Genomic DNA, 16,984 nt, shown 5'->3' on the forward strand with positions numbered 1-16,984 from the left:
TTTGTCATCTACGAATAACCCATCCATTTGAGGAGGTAACTGACATGACGCCTAAACCCGCTATTGAAATTCACTATTGCACGCAATGTAACTGGCTGCTGCGCTCAGCATGGATGGCGCAGGAACTGTTACATACCTTTGCCGGGGATCTCGCCGCAGTCACGCTTAAGCCCGGCACTGGCGGGATATTTGAAATTAAGGTGGATGGTTTTTTGTTGTGGGAACGCAAACGCGATGGAGGATTCCCCGATGCGTCAGCGTTGAAACAGCGGGTACGTGATTATTGTTTCCCTGAACGTTCACTGGGGCATGTCGATAAGAAAAAATCCGACACGCAATAAACTCCAGAAAAATAATCAGCTTTTGGCGATTTTCTCTGCGGCTTCATTAAGTGCAGCGATAATCACCTGCAAGGTATGATCAGAGATCCTTTCCTGCGACAGGCGACCATTTAACGCGAGTTTCATGTTATGTATCGCCTGTTCCACATCTGGAATGCTGCGATTATTCACCAAAATAGCCAGCGACGATAATCGATCGATCAGGTTAGCCACATGTTCGCGGTTCTTTACCAGCAGGTCGCGCCCGGCATCGTTCAGCGAATAGGCTTTACGTGACGCCTGCGCATCGATCACGCGAATGGCATCCATCTCTTCCAGCAGCGTTAAATTGGGGTAAATAATGCCAGGACTGGGCGAATACTCCCCTTTCGACAGCTCTTCAACCGATTTGATCAGTTCATAGCCATGCGCAGTATTCTGCGCAAGAAAGTGCAGCATTAACAAACGAATATCACTGGCATCCAGCATTTTTTCCCGACGTTTGCGACGTCCGCCACAAGCACCTGAACGAGATGAAGGGTCGTTGTGACATGAAAATGCCGAATCCTGTTTCATTGCCTGCCTGGGGATGGAAAAAGTGGACGTTGATAGTAGTCTACCGCCTGGCAAAATTCAACACAGGCGGCGCGGGTAACTTACTTCTGATGCCAGTAGGCGACCGCCCGCACATAAGCCGGGTCGATACCGCGACGCACAGTGAAATAGTCGCTCAGGGTTTTTACGAACTCGCCTTCACCGGTCAGCCAGATAAAATACTCATCCTGCGGAATCGAAATTTTGTCGAGCGCGGCAATCAGCGTGCCCAGATTGTCGCTTTGCATGGTGCCATTGCCAAGCCAGTTGACGTTCACGCCCATCAGATCCGGTAGATAATCGCGCCCCGTTTCTTCACTGGTGTAGGCAAACAGATGTAACTCTTCAGCCTGAACAGCTTCTTTGCGGCGTTTAAATGCCGGTAAACCCGTTTCATCACAAACATAAAGCTGGAAAGCGTAGTCGGCTGGTACAACCAGTGAGCCGCGCGGCCCGCCCATAATCAGAGTATCGCCAATTTTTGCCTGGGTCGCCCAGTCGCTGGCGACACCGCTTTCGTGGATATAGAAGTCGAGCGTGAGTGAGGACTCACCATCAAATTGCAGCGGCGTGTAATCACGCGCCGGTGGACGTACGCCCTCTTTCCATACAACCCCGTCATCGGTCATCTGTGGCAGCGCTAAAGCCCCGCTGCCTGCTTCCGGGAAAAATACTTTGATGTGATCGTCAAATCCCGGCGAACTGAAACCGGCCAGATCGCTACCGCTAAAAACGATGCGCCAGAAATGGTCGGCGACTTTGGTTTTGCTCGCCACCGTAATATGACGAAAACGCAATTCGTTGCGTACACGCTGCGGCGCACGGCTTAGACTTTTGTTGTTTCGCAAAAATATTCTCCTGTCATGCGAGGCACACGCATCCGCATGCCGCTGCGACTGGTGATACCAAGAGGTTTCACCCGCTATTTAACAAATAAAAACCATTCTCATCTAAAGGCGTTCAAGATAGCTATGATATATCTTAACCACAATGACAAAAAATGCGATCGTTGCGGATTAAGATATATTTTAACCGTCAGCAGGCTGCAGTAAAACGCCAGACACAGGCATAGAGTACGAAAATTAAATGAGATGCAGGCAGTGAGGCATGCTATGGAATGAGAGATCGCCAGTAACGGTAAAACCGACCTGGCGTTTCCGATCGCGCAACGTTAAGCCAGTAGCAACAGGAGAAAAAGAAAATTTAAAAGGTTATCCGTGGCGTTAACTTTTTGATTCAGAAGTTATTGCCACGAAAACCTGGCGTAGCCGGATTGTCCTGGCTGTGCTGAGGTAACTGACCATCGCCCAAAATTTCATGCTGCGTTGCCTGAGAGTGTGGATGCAGCCCGGCTGGCGGACTGAATGGCTCTGCCATCTGTGCCGCAGTAAGAGCCGGAATAGCAGACAGCGCTGTAATAAGGAACAACATTGGGAGTCGCATCATTTCGTCTTTGTCATTTTTAGCCAGAAACGGCCTGAAGTGCAGATAAATATCCAGCCCTGACGGGAAATTGCCCGATCAATGCGCAACGTCAGGGTTTCGGAAGAGGATTTTACGCCGGACAGGGCTATTTTTTTATAAAATCGTGCGGTTAGTCACGGTTTACCGCACAAATAGTGCGGTCAGTCTTTGGTTACCGGGACGGAGAAAACGCCGACTAACCAGTCAGGTGTTGAGGCTTTGAAATCTAAACGCAGCAGATCTTTCCCCGAACGACGGGCCACGCCGAGCGCCGGCAGGTGCAGATAATAAATATCCGCGATAAAACGCGTCAGCTGTTCCGGTGTGCCGCTCCAGTGAATCATGGCGTACAGGCCGCGCGTTGCGGTCCAGTTTAACTGCTGCGAACTCAGCTTTTCCGCGTATTGACTTTCCAGCGCCTGGAACAGGCTAACATGCTGCTGTTCGGCGGAAGAGTTACCGGGGCTGTAGTGAAAACCCAGCCATCCGCGTTCGACATGTTGCCCGACAAAGCGAACAAATTGCCGGGCCTGATCGGCGACACGATGCTCGCTGTCGTGAACGTAATCACCAAACTTACACTCCCACTCCGCTACTTCTCCACACATCTGCAGATCGTCCTTGCGTTCGATCAGCTCTGCGCGTTCAAGCGGTGAGCACGCCGGGATGCGGCCGTGAAAATATTTCACCGGCAGCTCGGGGATACGACGAAACACGCCAGGCGTTACCGCGAAATGGCTTTTAAAAACGCGGGTGAAGTTCTGCTGATTATCAAATCCAAAACGCACCGCAATATCGATCAGCGGCATGCGCGTGAGACGCAGCGCCATGGCTGACATTGTCAGACGCCGTTTGCGGGTATACGCCGCCAGTGTTTGTCCGGTCATCTCTTTGAACATGCGCTGCATATGCCATTTGGAGTAGCCGGATTTCAGGGTAATCAGATCGATGTTGAGCTCGTCGGTCAGATTCGCCTCTATCCAGTCCACCAAATCGTTGATGTACTGTTTCTTAAGAGTCAGGCTAAGCATGGTAGTTTATGTCGAAATGAGTTGAATTGAGAAATTCGTCACAAAAGCATAACAAAAACTTATAACGAACGTAAGGAAGGGTAAAGAAACGGTAGGGAAATGGAGAAGAAAACCGCATTAATTGCTTAGGGTACTAATTAAAAGGCTGGCACAGCCAGCCTTTCAGCAGAACACTTTGTTTAATGACTCCGCATACCGGCCGCCGTCATCATCATACGAAAGAGTGATGCCACCACACCAAGTGCCAGCACGCTTGCGCCGTAGATGATCACCAGCCACATGATGCGTTTCCACCATGGCGCTTTCGTTTCATTATGGGTTTTCATGCTGCTGACCTCGGTTTGCATATCAATGGTATCCTTCGTCTGCTTTGATTTTTCCGCGGAACACGTAATAACTCCAGAAGGTGTAACCGAGGATCATCGGAATGATCAGCAGGCTACCTACCAGCATAAATGCCTGACTTTGCGGTGGCGCGGCAGCCGCCCAAATGGAGATCGATGGCGGAATAATGTTTGGCCAGATGCTGATGCCCAGGCCAGAAAAGCCGAGGAATACCAGCGCCAGCGTTAACAGGAACGGTGAGTAGTGCGCTTCACGCCTGATGGCACGCACAATGCCCCATGAACATACCAGCACCAGTACCGGAACCGGCAGGAACCAGAACAGGTTTGGCCGGCTGAACCAGCGATGAGCAATGTCGGCGTGTGAGAATGGTGTCCACAAACTGATGATGCCCACGATCGCTAAAAGCGCAATCAGCAACGGCGTTGCCAGCGCAGACATCTTACGATGCAGTTCGTTCTCGGTTTTCATAATCAGCCAGGTACAGCCCAGCAGCGCATAGGCTACCACCAGACCCACGCCGCAGAACAGTGGGAACGGTGCCAGCCAGTCCAGCGCCGAGCCCGCAAAAGCACGACCTTCAACCGGAATGCCGTTCAGCATGGCACCCACTGCGACACCCTGACTGAACGTTGCCAGCAGCGAACCGGCGAGAAAAGATTTATCCCAGAACGGACGGTGCTCTTCTGTTGCCTTGAAGCGAAACTCAAACGCGACGCCACGGAAAATCAGACCGATTAACATCGCCGTCAAGGGGATCGACAGCGCATCAGCAATCACTGAATACGCCAACGGAAACGCACCATACAGGCCCGCACCGCCCAGCACCAGCCAGGTTTCGTTACCATCCCAGACGGGTGCAACGGTGTTAACCATCATGTCGCGCTCAACCGGATCTTTGTTGAACGGGAACAGAATGCCAATACCCAGGTCGAATCCATCCATTACGATATACATCAGGGTGGAAAAGACGATAATCGTGAACCAGATAATAGAGAAATCGATCATCTTAGCGGTCTCCTTCCTTATGCGTTGCCGCTGACAATGGACGCGCTGGCGTTTTCTTCTGGCCAGGACCACCGTGCTCAACAACATGACCTTCGCCGGTAACCGGACCCTGCTTGATCAAGCGCATCATATAGTGATAACCAACGCCAAACACCGAGCAGTACACCACGATAAACGCCAGCAGGCTGATGCTCATATGCAGATCGCCATGCGCGGAGACCGCATCAATGGTGCGCTGCACGCCGTAAACTACCCAGGGTTGACGGCCAATTTCCGTGGTAAACCAACCCGCCAGAATCGCCAACAGGCCCGCCGGTCCCATCAACAGCGCAAACCACAGGAACGGACGAGATTCATACAGGCGGCCTTTAAAACGCAGCCACAGGCTGACCACGCCAAGCGTAATCATCAACATGCCCAGCGCCACCATCACGCGGAACGACCAGAAAATGACCGTGGAGTTTGGACGATCCTCTTTTGGGAACCACTTCAGCGCCGGAACCTGTTTATCCAGGCTGTGCGTCAAAATCAGGCTACCGAGATAGGGAACTTCCAGCGCGTATTTAGTGCGTTCTTCTTTCATATCAGGAATACCAAACAGGATCAGCGGTGTCGCTTCGCCCGGAGGGTTTTCCCAGTGGCCTTCAATCGCAGCAATTTTTGCTGGTTGATGCTCAAGCGTGTTCAAACCGTGCGCATCGCCAATCATCGCCTGAATCGGCGAGACAATCAGCGCCATCCACAGCGCCATTGAGAACATTTTACGAATCGCCGGATTGTCATTGCCTTTCAGCAAATGCCAGGCTGCCGAAGAGCCGACAAAGAAGGCGCTGGCAAGGAATGCGGCGGTTGACATATGTAGCAGTCGGTATGGGAAAGACGGGTTAAAAATAATTTTTAGCCAGTCCTGCGGCACGACAATACCGTTCTGAATGATGTAGCCCTGTGGCGTGTGCATCCAGCTGTTTGAGGCCAGAATCCAGAACGTGGAAATGATGGTTCCCAGCGCAACCATGCAAGTGGCAAAAAAGTGCAGGCCCGAACCGACGCGGTTCCAGCCAAACAACATCACCCCGAGGAAGCCCGCTTCAAGGAAGAATGCCGTTAATACCTCATAGGTTAATAATGGACCGGTAATACTGCCTGCAAACTGCGAGAAACCACTCCAGTTAGTTCCGAACTGATACGCCATCACCAAACCGGATACCACGCCCATGCCGAAATTCACGGCAAAGACTTTGGACCAGAAATGATAGAGATCGCGATAGGTCTGATTACGGGATTTCAGCCACATACCTTCGAGCACCGCCAGGAAGCTGGCCAGGCCGATGGTGATGGCGGGAAAGATAATATGAAAGGAAACAGTAAATGCGAACTGTATCCTGGCCAGATGAAAGGCATCTAATCCAAACATTGCTTACCTCTTTGCCACATAGAAAACCATATATTTACTTATAGTTAACAAATTAAGTACAACGTTAATATTTACGTTGCGCTTAATTAAATTTCCGCCGCGAATTTAAAACATTTCGCAGCAGGGAAACAGAAACAATCGGGTGAGTAAAAACTATAACAGTCTTTTTTGATTTCGGTCATTGTTTTTAACAGGAAAAATCTATTTAAAAAGACGATTTAAACGTTAACTTCAAAGCCTTTATGTGACACGCAGGTTATATTTTGTGGTAATAAAAACCACTCTCCGCTAAGCGAAGCCCGGCAGTAAAATCCGTATCAATGCGCTGTTTTTACATGCTTTTATGGTTAAAACCTTACCTTCATAAGCACTTTAAAGAGCTCATCACTCATACAATAATCTTATTTTTTAATGCGTTAGGCCTATTTTTATTTCAACCTGACATTTAAGCTATTTTTTCAGCCTTAAGGTTAATTTACTGGCTTTATAAATATGTGCGAACCCCCTTAGTTCATAACGCCCGCGCTGGCAAATATTGTTAATAAATTGAGTGCTATTTTGCGCACCAATTAACAGTTTTGTTTGTAAAGAAATTTATTAGGTCTCAGAGACTTCCTCGCCAGAAAAATAGCCGGTGAATAATTTATCCGGACAATCACGTTATTTTCACGTACCGTTACGTTATCGCGCTACGCCTCTGGTTGCCTCGCCTGGCACGCTGTGCTTTGTTTAAGCAGCACTGCCTCCTGTTAATCCGGATTATCTGAGTCAGCAACTATGTCCTTGTGCTGGTGCTGGTGCTGATGCTGGTGCTGGTGCTGGTGCTGAAAAATAACATCAGTTTCAGGATGCTGATGGGAGAAAAAATTTGCCGGGCGGCCGAAACCAGGAGTTTATACGTCAAGACAGGAGAAATTTGTCCAAATATCAGTAAATAACCGGGGTCAGACACCCTGCTACTGACAGAATGCATGACAGGACAGCAACTGGTTTCACTGACAAACTACCTCGTACAGGCAGGCGAAACTTCAGACGCAGAGGCCTTTGTACGTAAACTGGCACAACGGGTGCCACAACATGAGGACGAACTGATGACCATCGCACAACAGCTTGAACAGAAGGGCTCGGTGGTCCCGGCGTCGCCCCTCCCCTGAATGGTTGACTGCTGAATTTTATAGCGAACTTCGTACTCTCCAGCCAGTAGCCGTCTGATTTTTCGGGGCTCGAACTACAATAATTGCTCCCACTGCGTGAATCGGTTAACAAGATGGTTGGGGCCTGGGTCAATGCCTGAACTGCCCATGTCGCATCAAATTTGTTAGCCAGAGCCAGAAATTCATACAAACGAGTAAATCTGACAGCGTATTACTGGTTCACTTAATTTCCATCAACGCGGGTTAAGGAGTCTTTATGGCACGTCTGACAGCAAAAGATTTTCCGCAGGAACTGCTTGAACTCTACGATTACTACGCCCACGGCAACATCAGTAAACGCGAATTCATTTCTATGGCGAGCAAGCTGGCGATAGGTGGCATGACCGGCGCTACGCTGCTCGGTATGATGAGCCCAAATTACGCCCTGGCTACGCAGGTTGAATTCACGGATCCCGCTATCAAAGCGGAATATATTCACTACCCTTCGCCGCAGGGCCATGGCGAGGTGCGCGGCTATCTGGTGAAACCGACTGTTGCCAGAGGCAACATACCTGCGGTGGTCGTAGTGCATGAGAACCGTGGTCTGAATCCATATATAGAAGACGTGGCGCGCCGGGTGGCGAAAGCGGGTTATATCGCGCTGGCCCCAGATGGATTGAGTTCAATGGGAGGGTATCCCGGCAATGACGATGAAGGCCGGGAGATGCAGGCGCGCGTTGATCCCATCAGGCTGATGAATGACTTTTTCGCTGCAGTTGATTTCTTAATGCACCATAAAGCAGGAAGCGGAAAAGTCGGCATCACCGGATTTTGCTACGGTGGCGGGGTAGCGAATGCCGCAGCGGTTGCCTTCCCGGATTTAGCCTGCGCCGTACCTTTTTACGGACGCCAGCCCAGCGCCGGGGACGTTCCCTCGATTAAGGCGCCCCTGCTGCTGCATTATGCCGGGCTGGATAAAAATATTAATGCCGGTTGGCCGACGTATGAAGCGGCACTGAAGCAGAATAATAAGATCTATGAAGCGTATATTTATCCGGGCGTGAACCACGGTTTTCATAATGATTCAACGCCGCGCTACGACAAAGCGGCTGCGGAATTAGCCTGGCGCCGGACGCTGGCGTGGTTTGAAAAATATTTACATTAAACGGGGGTAGATGTGCGCTGCGAAGACAGCGCACATCGCCTTTAAGCCCGATAAAAATTCAGTGCATCGCGATTAATTTCTATCCCCAGTCCCGGCCTTTCTGGGATTTGTACCCAGCCTTGCTGATGAGTAATCGGAGCCTGCAGGATCGCCTGGCGAATCGGATGCTCGGTCTGATCAAACTCCAGCAACGGCTGCGTTGGCGAAAGCGAGGTGGGCGTATGCGTTGGCACCATCGCCATCCATTGTAGCGATGCGGCGATACCAATGCCGCTGCCCCAGACGTGTGGATTGGTACGTACGCCAAATGCCAGCGCCATATCCGAGATCTTTTTGCATTCTGATAAACCGCCGGCTGCACAAATATCTGGCTGGATAATATCCATCGCATGCGTTGCCAGCACATCACGAAATCCCAGGCGGGTGAACTCGCATTCCCCGCCCGCAACGGGAATGCTCAGCGCCGCTTTTACCGCACGATAACCAGCCAAATCTTCTGGTGGCACCGGCTCTTCGAACCAGCCAATATCCAGTTCTTCAACTTTACGGCCCAGCTGAATCGCGGCAACCGTATCATAGGCATGGTTAGCATCAATCATCAGCGCCACTTCCGGCCCGATGGTTTCGCGAATCGCACGTGTCACCGCCACATCCTGCGCCACGCCAAAGCCGACTTTGAGCTTCATCGCCCTGAAGCCCTGCGCTACATATTCCGCCGCTTCTTCGCACAGGTAACTCAGCGGATCGCCGCTGTCACGACGATACAATCCCGTGGTATAAGCCTGTACTTCCGTACGCATTGCCCCGCCCAGCAGTTGATAAGCCGGAACATTAAAATATTTGCCGCGAATATCCCATAATGCAATATCAATGCCACTCAGGCCCTGAACCAGCACCCCTTTCTGACCATGATCGCGCAGCCGTGCGTACAATTCCTGCCAGAGAAACTCACTGCGTAACGGATCGTTGCCAGTCAGCATCGCACCGAGTTCCTTTACCACTGCTCGCGTCAGGCGCGCCGGACCATAACATTCGCCCCAGCCGATAATGCCTTGGTCGGTGACGATCTCAACCAGCATCGCCGTGCGGGTATCGTAGCGGGCGCGTGAATAAGAAAACGGTGTACTCAGCTTTGCTGATAATAAATGGGTATTAACTTCGGTAATTTTCATGCTTTTTTCCTGTTAGCAGGATGCATCCAGCATTTCACGCATAACGCGACCATCAAGGTCGCTGCCCGAAATCCCCAGTAAATGTGCGATGGTGGCGGCCGGATCGACCATACGATAGGGGCCGCGTTGCTGGCGATCGTGATAATAGCCCTGGCGGATACCGCGCCCAAAAGCCAGCAGCACGCCGTAGTTAGATCCCATTGCGGTTTCTGCTGTGGGTTTTTGCGGACCGTGATTAGCGCCAGGCTCGGACACCGGACAAATATCCTCCCCGCTCTGACTGACGCCCCAGACAAAACCGGTGTTGTAGGCGAAAATGATGTCGCCCGCGCACTCGCCCCAAAAACCGATCCCTGCTGCATCCTCTTTGCGCAGCGCGATACTTACCGCGTTCCGCACCTGCCCCTGATCGTTTACTTGCCAGTTCGCCAGCGCCTGCAATGCGCGTGCGCAAACATCATCAATATCCGCTACCTCAACCACGCCGCTGGCTTCACGTCCTTTCAGGTTGACGAAAATTTCCAGCCCGCCGCGCTCATCCTTTAAGTACAACGGCGTGCGCGCCATGTCAGGTAAGCCTTGTTCATCCAGCACTGCCAGCTGCTGCTTTTCCAGATAGCGATAGATGTCACACATATAGCGGTTCGGGACAGCCCCGTGATCGGAGGCCAGCATCAGCACCGTTTCATCATCCATCTCATTCATCAGTCGTCCAATGCTGGTATCAAGGATCTGATAGCATTTGCGCATCACCGCGTCATGCTGTTCTGCGTCCTGCGCTTGGTAAAATGGCGAATCAGGATCGCACTGGCCGAGGCAATTATGATGTGATTCATCCACCAGCCGATGGACCGTCGCCCATAAGGCGTAATTTTCACGCTGAGTCAGCGTCAATGCGCTGTCCACCAGCCATTGCGACTGCTCGTCGCCCTCTTGCCAGGTTGCCGACAGGTAATCCCCGTTTGCCGCAGCCTTTGCTACCCATTTGCTGAAAAACGGCCCTTTCTCCAGCAGCTGACGTGCCAGATGCGGTTGCTCCGACAGGGCATAGGCGCGCGTTACCTGACTTTGCAGCAACTCAACATCCTCGTTTTCTGCGTCGCAGCGGCCCAGATAAAAACGCACGCTGCCCGCAATATCCAGCGCGGCCAGGGATAGCCATGGCGACCAGGCCTGTCGCGGTAATGTCACGGTTTCGCTGCCTAAACGCAGCTGCGCCTGACCGGCTTCAATACGCAGCAGCAGCGTGCGGCTGTCGCCGTGCCCGCCATTTAGCGTGAGCTGATAACCTTCGGCGGTTTTCACCAGCGCCTGCCAGGCCCCTTTATTGTGGTAGGCCAGCGATCCCCTGGGTGGCCAACCCAGCGATTGCGGCCTGGCTTCACCCTGAGCAGGTAACCGCGTGGTGTGGCCCATTGGTTTGAAGATTTCACCCGGCCAGGGTTTGCCGCGTCCCCAATAGGGCGCGAAGCTAAAGTGATCGCCATCGGCTTTGATCGATTCAGGAAAATGCACCAGCGCGGCCTTTTTTCCGGCCTGCTGCATGGCAGCCAACAGATTATGGGTAGCCTGATTATCGGGTGGCAGAGATTGCCCACGCCATGAGGTGCCAGGGCTTTGACCGGCGAGAAAAGTCACCCAGTTTACGTCGCCCCATGCTGAGATAAACGGCAGCAGTTCTGCCGCTGCGCCTTGTTGAAACATCCGCGCAATGTTAGGTAATGCGCCCTGCCCGACGTAGCGCTTTAACAGCGGCATCGTTAAACCATCAACGCCAAAAACAATGACTTTACGCATAACAACTCCTGTGTTTTTCCGCCAACACTCAGCGCGCTTACAGCGGAGAGAGCCTGACGCCAGGTGAAGGAAAATTAGGGCTATGCATTAACCCCAGAAGAATACTGTCGAGGCTGCTGCGGATATGTTCACGCATACGCTGCTCTGCCTGTTCAGCATCGCGCGCCATCAGCGCTGCCAGAATCGCCCGATGTTCATGCCAGGATTGCATCTTGCGTCCCGGCAATTTCATGGCGATAACATGGAACATCTCCAGCCGATCGAGATAGAGCGTCATGATGCTGTTGAGGTAGGGATTACCGGCATATTCAAGGATCAAAACATGCAGGGCATCACCCGCGTCGGTGGCGTTGGCTTCATCATTAACCAATGAATCTTCCAGCGCTGCCAGCGCCAGCTCCATCTGATACAGCTTTTCGTCCGGGATACAGGACGCCGCCTGATGTGTCGCAATGCCTTCCAGCGCTTCACGAATCACAAATAGCTGCTGAATGTCCTGCAGTTTGATCTCGCTGACAAACCAGCCTTTACGCGGGGTCAGCTCAACAAACTTTTCCTGCTGTAGCCGGTAAAGTGCCTCACGGATAGGCGTACGGCTCATTTCCAGCGTTTCAATTAACCCCATTTCAGTCAGCGAACTGCCGGGCGCGAGCTCCATTCCCAGGATCATTCGTTTGATCTTGTGATAGGCAATGTCGCTGAGTGAGGCTTTAAAGTGTGGTGTTTCCATTCCTCATCCTCCTGTCTGCTCGTCATGGCGTAGCGTGAAGCGCTGAATGCGGCCCACAACAAACAGATAGCAAATCGCCACCACCAGTGCGTGAGCAATCACGAACCACAGCATACCGTTAAATGACCCGGTTATCTGCAAAATGAAACCGATAATAATTGGCGTGGTAATGCTGGAGGCGTTACTAAAGGTGTTCAGCACGCTACCGGAAAGCCCGGCAATCTCTTTCGGTGCGGTATCGGCGTTCACCGTCCAGCCCATGCCACCGATGCCTTTGCCAAGGAATGAAGCGGCCATAATAGCGATAACCGCGGTTTCAGAATCCGTGTAGTTACAAGCCACCATTACGCTGCATAACAGCATGCCGCAGACGATCGGTAGCTTACGCGCCAGCGACAGCGACATGCCGCGCCGAATCAGTAAGTCGGAGCAAAAGCCGCCCAGAATCCCGCCCAGAAAGCCACATACCGCCGGGATCGCCGCCACAAATCCCGCCTTCATAATGGTCATCTGCTTTTCCTGCACCAGGTACACCGGGAACCAGGTAATAAAGAAGAAGCCGATAGCGTTCAGGCAATATTGTGCCAGGTAGATACCGAGCATCATACGGCTGGTAAGCAGCTGCTTAAGGTATGAAAGACGTGGACGCTGATTATCCGCGCGATCCATATTCACCAGCGCACCGCCCGCTTCGATATGTTCGATCTCGGCCTGATTCGCCTGCGGATGTTTAAGCGGATCGTGTACCAGTTTGCGAAACACGGGCAGAAAGGCGATACCGATCAGTCCAAGCACGGTAAATACCGAGTGCCAGCCAAAAGTATGGGCCAGCCAGCCCATTAGCGGCGCGAAAAATACCGTTGCGCCATATTGCGCCGACGCAAAAATGGCCGCCGCCGTGCCACGCTCCGTTGCCGGGAACCACGCTGCAACGATGCGGCTGTTAGCGGGGAACGAGGGCGCTTCTGAAGCGCCGACCATAAAGCGCAGGCAGAACACCACAATTAACGCCGCGCCGCCGGTAACAAAGCCTGCCAGGCCCGTCATTAGGGTAAACAGCGACCAGAAGAAAATACTCAGGCTGTAAATCAATTTTGAGCCGTAGCGATCCAGCAACCAGCCGCCGGGTAGCTGAAACAGCACATACGCCCAGCCAAATGCGGAGAAGATGATCCCCATATCCACCGCATTCAGTCCCAGATCTTTTGCCATGCCAGGCCCGGCAAGGGAGATTGAGGCGCGGTCCGCGTAGTTAATCAGGGTGACAAAGAATAAGGCTGCCACCACCATCCAGCGGATGTTGGTTTTTTTCGCTGTCGTGGCGTGATCAATTGCCAGTGTTTTTTCATTTCCCTGCGACATAAGTAACCTCTCGGGTTGAAGCCAGTCGGGCAGACGCTGCGCCGGGTTAACGGGCAGCAAACACGTCTCTGTATGCTTTGTGGTGCCGTTAAACTCCCCACAAAACGTGGGATGCCGTTTGCATTCGGATTGTATACAACTTAGATACAGCCCCAGCGTGATGCAATCAGGGTTACGCGTAACACGTTGAAAGGATGTTAAATATGTGATCACGATCTTAAGAAGAATGCTTTAACGTAAGCGGAAGATGAAGCTGATTTTTGGCAGGGATAACAAATCTTTTGTGTCAAATAAGCGGGCGGCTGCGTTTTCCGTCAGGAGTAAGTGATTGTCCTTGTTCCATACTTTACAGCGACGGGCAGCGACTTATTTTTAACGCGTGAACCACCAGAGGGAAATCACCGTTGCGTATGCCACGATATGCACCAGGTTTTGCACCGCAAAACTTATCAAAATGTTAATAAAAGCCACTTTTTGTCAGTCTAAAACGATTTATTTAGTTACCTAAAGGATTCATCTGAAATGCGTTTTTTATGGAAAGCCGCATATTTAGTTGATATGGCTATAAATTCTGCGCAATAAGCGATTAATAGGCAATTTTTATCACGTCCATAGGCAATCTGCATTGTTGTCTGCCAGATGGAGGGGGTTATAATTTTGTCTTTGTGCAACCCGGACTGTTCAGGAGGCCGCTATTAATACTACACGCCAGCAACTTAATGCATTCGAAGAGGTTCGTGCAGGGGCGGAAGTTGAGTATCTATACGATCCCCATGAACTAAAACTGGATGGCATGCAAGATTCTGAACCGGAACCAGAGCATATTGAAGGCTTACCGGCTCCGGACGCGCTGACGCCTGCAGATCGCTACCTTGAACTGTTTGAACAGGTTCAGATGTCGCACATCTTTGAGGATAGCAAAACCTTTCCTGACTGTTCGCCAAAATACGATCCACTCGACGTGCTGATGCGTTATCGTCGGCAAAAACGCAGCAAAGATTTCGATCTGTCGCGTTTCGTCGCCGATCACTTCTATTTACCTGGCGTGAACGAGAGTTTTTACGTCTCGAATCCTGACAAAACGCTGAACGAGCACATTGATGAATTATGGCCCGTACTGACCAAAATGCCGCAGCAACATATGCCGCATTCATCACTGTTGCCGCTACCAAAACCGTATGTAGTGCCGGGTGGGCGCTTTGGTGAGACCTATTACTGGGATTCTTATTTCACCATGCTCGGCCTGGCGGAATCCGGCCGCGACGATTTGCTGCGCCATATGGCAGATAACTTTGCCTGGCTTATCGATAATTATGGTCATATTCCCAACGGCAACCGCACCTATTACCTCAGCCGCTCGCAGCCGCCCGTATTTGCGCTAATGGTTGAGCTGTTTGAAGAAGATGGTGCACGGGGTGCAAAACGGTATCTGGAACAGCTGATGAAGGAATATCAGTTCTGGATGGATGGTGCAGGTGAACTGATGCCAAATCAAGCCTATCGCCACGTGGTGCGTATGCCGAATGGTTCCCTGTTGAACCGTTACTGGGATGATCGCGATACACCGCGCGATGAGTCATGGATCGAAGATGTGGAAACCGCGCGTCAGTCAAAACGCCCCGCCAGCGAGGTGTACCGTGACCTGCGCGCGGGTGCGGCTTCTGGTTGGGATTATTCATCACGCTGGCTGCGTAATCCAAAACGTCTGGCAAGCATTCGTACCACACAATTTATTCCCATCGATCTCAATGCGTTTCTTTATAAGCTTGAGTTGATGATTGCTACGCTGTCGCATGCCAAAGGCGAAGAGTTAACCGCCCTGGCCTGGCAAAAGAAGGCCGAGGCGCGTAAGCGTGCCATTACGCGTTATTTGTGGGACAGCACCGCAGGTGTTTTCCGCGATTACGACTGGCGTCGTGAGCGTTTTGGCGCCTTTACTGCGGCGGCGGTGGTGCCGCTGTTTGTCGGTCTGGCTACGCCACATCAGGCACATCTGCAAGCTATCGCGCTGCGTCAGCTGCTGCTGAGCAATGGCGGGCTGGTTACCTCCATGGTAGATAGCGGCGAACAATGGGATGCACCAAACGGTTGGGCGCCTATGCAGTGGATGGCCGTTGTCGGCCTGAATAATTACGGCGAAGAGACGCTGGCCAGTGAAATTGCCGTTAACTGGCTGAATACGGTTAATAACTTCTATCAACTGCACCACAAGCTGGTTGAGAAGTATGACATCAGCGGCGATCGTGCCCGTCCTGGTGGCGGCGGTGAATATCCATTGCAGGATGGATTTGGCTGGACGAATGGTGTCACGCGCCGCCTGATGGCGATGTACGGCCATTTAATGGCTGATTAACTACCTACCACGCAGCGAATATGCGCTGCGTGGCAAAGCTTATGAGAAAACGGCGTTTAGCCGGCGACAGGTGCTCCCCTATTATCGCCAAAGGCTTCATCGTTTAACTCATAAGGATGCATCATGACACGCCTTAAAACTGTTAGCGGCGCCCTGTTGGCCGCCGCTTTGTTTTCGCTTCCGCTTCACGCCGCAGAACAAACTTTACGTATCGGTTATCAAAAATCATCGACCTTGCTGACCCTGATTAAACAGCGCGGCGAGCTGGATAAAACCCTCGCCAGTCAGGGCGTAAAAGTCAGTTGGCATGAGTTCTCCAGCGGCTTGCCATTACTCGAAGCACTTAATTTGAATAACGTTGATTTATCGGCCGATGTCGCTGATACGGTGCCGATTTTTGCTCAGGCGGCGGGCGCAAATCTGACTTATTATGCCCGCGAAACGCCGTCACCGAATGCGCAGGCGATTCTGGTCCCGGCTGATTCGCCGATTAATCGCCTGCAGGACTTAAAAGGAAAAAAGATTGCCGTGACTAAAGCGGTGGGCAGCCATTATTTACTGATTGCGGCGCTAAATAAGGCGGGTTTGAAATTTAGCGATATTTCCCCCGCCTGGCTGACGCCTGCTGATGGTCGCGCTGCGCTGGAAAACGGCAGCGTTGCCGCCTGGGTTACCTGGGAGCCATACGTAACCAGTGCGAAAGTGGAAGAGCATGCACGCGTCCTGACGAGCGGCAAAGGCCTGGCAAGTTACCAGCGCTATTATCTGGCCTCAACAGATTATGCTAAAGCGCATCCTGACGTACTGAATGCTGTCTATAAATCGCTGGAATCGCAAGCCGCGTGGCTAAAAACACATCCTGCTGATGCTGCGAAAATACTTTCGCCATTATGGGGAAAGCTGCCAGCTTCAACGGTTGAGCAAGCCAACGTTCAACGCAGTTATCAAATCAAACCGGTTAAACCGACGGTTCTGGCTGAACAGCAAAAAATTGCTGATGCTTTTTATCAGGCGAAGCTATTACCTAAACCGATCAACGCGCAAGCGGTTAACACCTGGCAACCTGCTTCGCCATAAACGCACTGCCTTGCCAGGA

Annotated in this window: 16 protein-coding genes and 1 pseudogene; 6 read left to right on the forward strand and 11 right to left on the reverse strand. The window is 51.8% G+C overall.

Annotated elements, in window-relative coordinates; translation table 11 throughout:
• Nucleotides 1–44: 44 nt before the first annotated feature.
• Nucleotides 45–341, forward strand: coding sequence for an Rdx family protein (locus tag H2P46_RS06800; RefSeq protein WP_193404426.1), 297 nt, complete (start codon nt 45–47; stop codon nt 339–341).
• Between the two features lie 15 nt (nt 342–356).
• On the opposite strand, the gene H2P46_RS06805 is transcribed toward H2P46_RS06800, so the two are convergent.
• The 7 genes from H2P46_RS06805 to H2P46_RS06835 all read right to left on the reverse strand — a co-directional run bounded on the left by H2P46_RS06805 (nt 357) and on the right by H2P46_RS06835 (nt 6,176).
• A complete protein-coding gene (locus tag H2P46_RS06805; RefSeq protein WP_193404427.1) occupies nt 357–896 on the reverse strand; it encodes a PadR family transcriptional regulator in 540 nt (179 codons plus the stop codon).
• Between the two features lie 80 nt (nt 897–976).
• A complete protein-coding gene (locus H2P46_RS06810) occupies nt 977–1,762 on the reverse strand; it encodes a siderophore-interacting protein (RefSeq protein ID WP_202987370.1) in 786 nt (261 codons plus the stop codon).
• Nucleotides 1,763–2,150: 388 nt separating this feature from the next.
• Complete coding sequence (locus H2P46_RS06815; protein ID WP_238938951.1) at nt 2,151–2,360, reverse strand: hypothetical protein; 210 nt, start codon at nt 2,358–2,360, stop codon at nt 2,151–2,153.
• Nucleotides 2,361–2,539: 179 nt separating this feature from the next.
• Entirely contained in the window at nt 2,540–3,409 is an 870-nt protein-coding gene (locus tag H2P46_RS06820) for a helix-turn-helix domain-containing protein (protein WP_193404428.1), read from the reverse strand.
• Between the two features lie 179 nt (nt 3,410–3,588).
• Entirely contained in the window at nt 3,589–3,756 is a 168-nt protein-coding gene (locus H2P46_RS06825) for a DUF2474 domain-containing protein (protein ID WP_193404429.1), read from the reverse strand.
• A 1-nt stretch (nt 3,757) separates the two neighbouring features.
• A complete protein-coding gene (gene cydB / locus H2P46_RS06830) occupies nt 3,758–4,762 on the reverse strand; it encodes a cytochrome d ubiquinol oxidase subunit II (protein WP_193404430.1) in 1,005 nt (334 codons plus the stop codon).
• A gap of 1 nt (nt 4,763) precedes the next feature.
• The gene (locus H2P46_RS06835; RefSeq protein ID WP_193404431.1) at nt 4,764–6,176 is read right to left on the reverse strand and encodes a cytochrome ubiquinol oxidase subunit I; all 1,413 of its coding nucleotides are present in this window, start codon (nt 6,174–6,176) and stop codon (nt 4,764–4,766) included.
• A 785-nt stretch (nt 6,177–6,961) separates the two neighbouring features.
• Here H2P46_RS06835 and H2P46_RS06840 point away from each other — a divergent pair.
• The 3 genes and pseudogenes from H2P46_RS06840 to yghX all read left to right on the forward strand — a co-directional run bounded on the left by H2P46_RS06840 (nt 6,962) and on the right by yghX (nt 8,474).
• Nucleotides 6,962–7,114, forward strand: coding sequence for a hypothetical protein (locus tag H2P46_RS06840; RefSeq protein ID WP_193404709.1), 153 nt, complete (start codon nt 6,962–6,964; stop codon nt 7,112–7,114).
• Nucleotides 7,115–7,159: 45 nt separating this feature from the next.
• Nucleotides 7,160–7,300, forward strand: a pseudogene (locus H2P46_RS06845) (ISNCY family transposase); the annotation flags it as partial.
• A 286-nt stretch (nt 7,301–7,586) separates the two neighbouring features.
• Nucleotides 7,587–8,474: a YghX family hydrolase gene (gene yghX, locus H2P46_RS06850; protein ID WP_193404432.1), complete on the forward strand. Its 888-nt coding sequence runs from the start codon at nt 7,587–7,589 to the stop codon at nt 8,472–8,474.
• A gap of 41 nt (nt 8,475–8,515) precedes the next feature.
• Here yghX and H2P46_RS06855 read toward each other — a convergent pair whose 3' ends face one another.
• From H2P46_RS06855 to H2P46_RS06870, 4 genes are read right to left on the reverse strand one after another with little or no spacing between them, the layout of a single operon-like run.
• A complete protein-coding gene (locus H2P46_RS06855; RefSeq protein ID WP_193404433.1) occupies nt 8,516–9,646 on the reverse strand; it encodes a mandelate racemase/muconate lactonizing enzyme family protein in 1,131 nt (376 codons plus the stop codon).
• A 12-nt stretch (nt 9,647–9,658) separates the two neighbouring features.
• Nucleotides 9,659–11,443: an alkaline phosphatase family protein gene (locus H2P46_RS06860; protein WP_193404434.1), complete on the reverse strand. Its 1,785-nt coding sequence runs from the start codon at nt 11,441–11,443 to the stop codon at nt 9,659–9,661.
• 37 nt (nt 11,444–11,480) lie between these two features.
• The gene (locus tag H2P46_RS06865; protein ID WP_193404435.1) at nt 11,481–12,173 is read right to left on the reverse strand and encodes a GntR family transcriptional regulator; all 693 of its coding nucleotides are present in this window, start codon (nt 12,171–12,173) and stop codon (nt 11,481–11,483) included.
• A gap of 3 nt (nt 12,174–12,176) precedes the next feature.
• A complete protein-coding gene (locus H2P46_RS06870) occupies nt 12,177–13,535 on the reverse strand; it encodes an MFS transporter (RefSeq protein WP_193404436.1) in 1,359 nt (452 codons plus the stop codon).
• Nucleotides 13,536–14,229: 694 nt separating this feature from the next.
• Between H2P46_RS06870 and H2P46_RS06875 the strand changes: the two genes are divergently transcribed.
• Both H2P46_RS06875 and H2P46_RS06880 read left to right on the forward strand, forming a co-directional pair.
• Nucleotides 14,230–15,888 (forward strand): alpha,alpha-trehalase TreF, encoded by a 1,659-nt coding sequence (locus H2P46_RS06875; RefSeq protein ID WP_193404695.1) that lies wholly within the window; start codon nt 14,230–14,232, stop codon nt 15,886–15,888.
• Between the two features lie 123 nt (nt 15,889–16,011).
• Entirely contained in the window at nt 16,012–16,965 is a 954-nt protein-coding gene (locus tag H2P46_RS06880; RefSeq protein ID WP_193404437.1) for an aliphatic sulfonate ABC transporter substrate-binding protein, read from the forward strand.
• Nucleotides 16,966–16,984 lie beyond the last annotated feature (19 nt).

Source organism: Mixta mediterraneensis (assembly GCF_014946725.1).
In the GTDB taxonomy this organism is placed as follows: domain Bacteria; phylum Pseudomonadota; class Gammaproteobacteria; order Enterobacterales; family Enterobacteriaceae; genus Pantoea; species Pantoea mediterraneensis.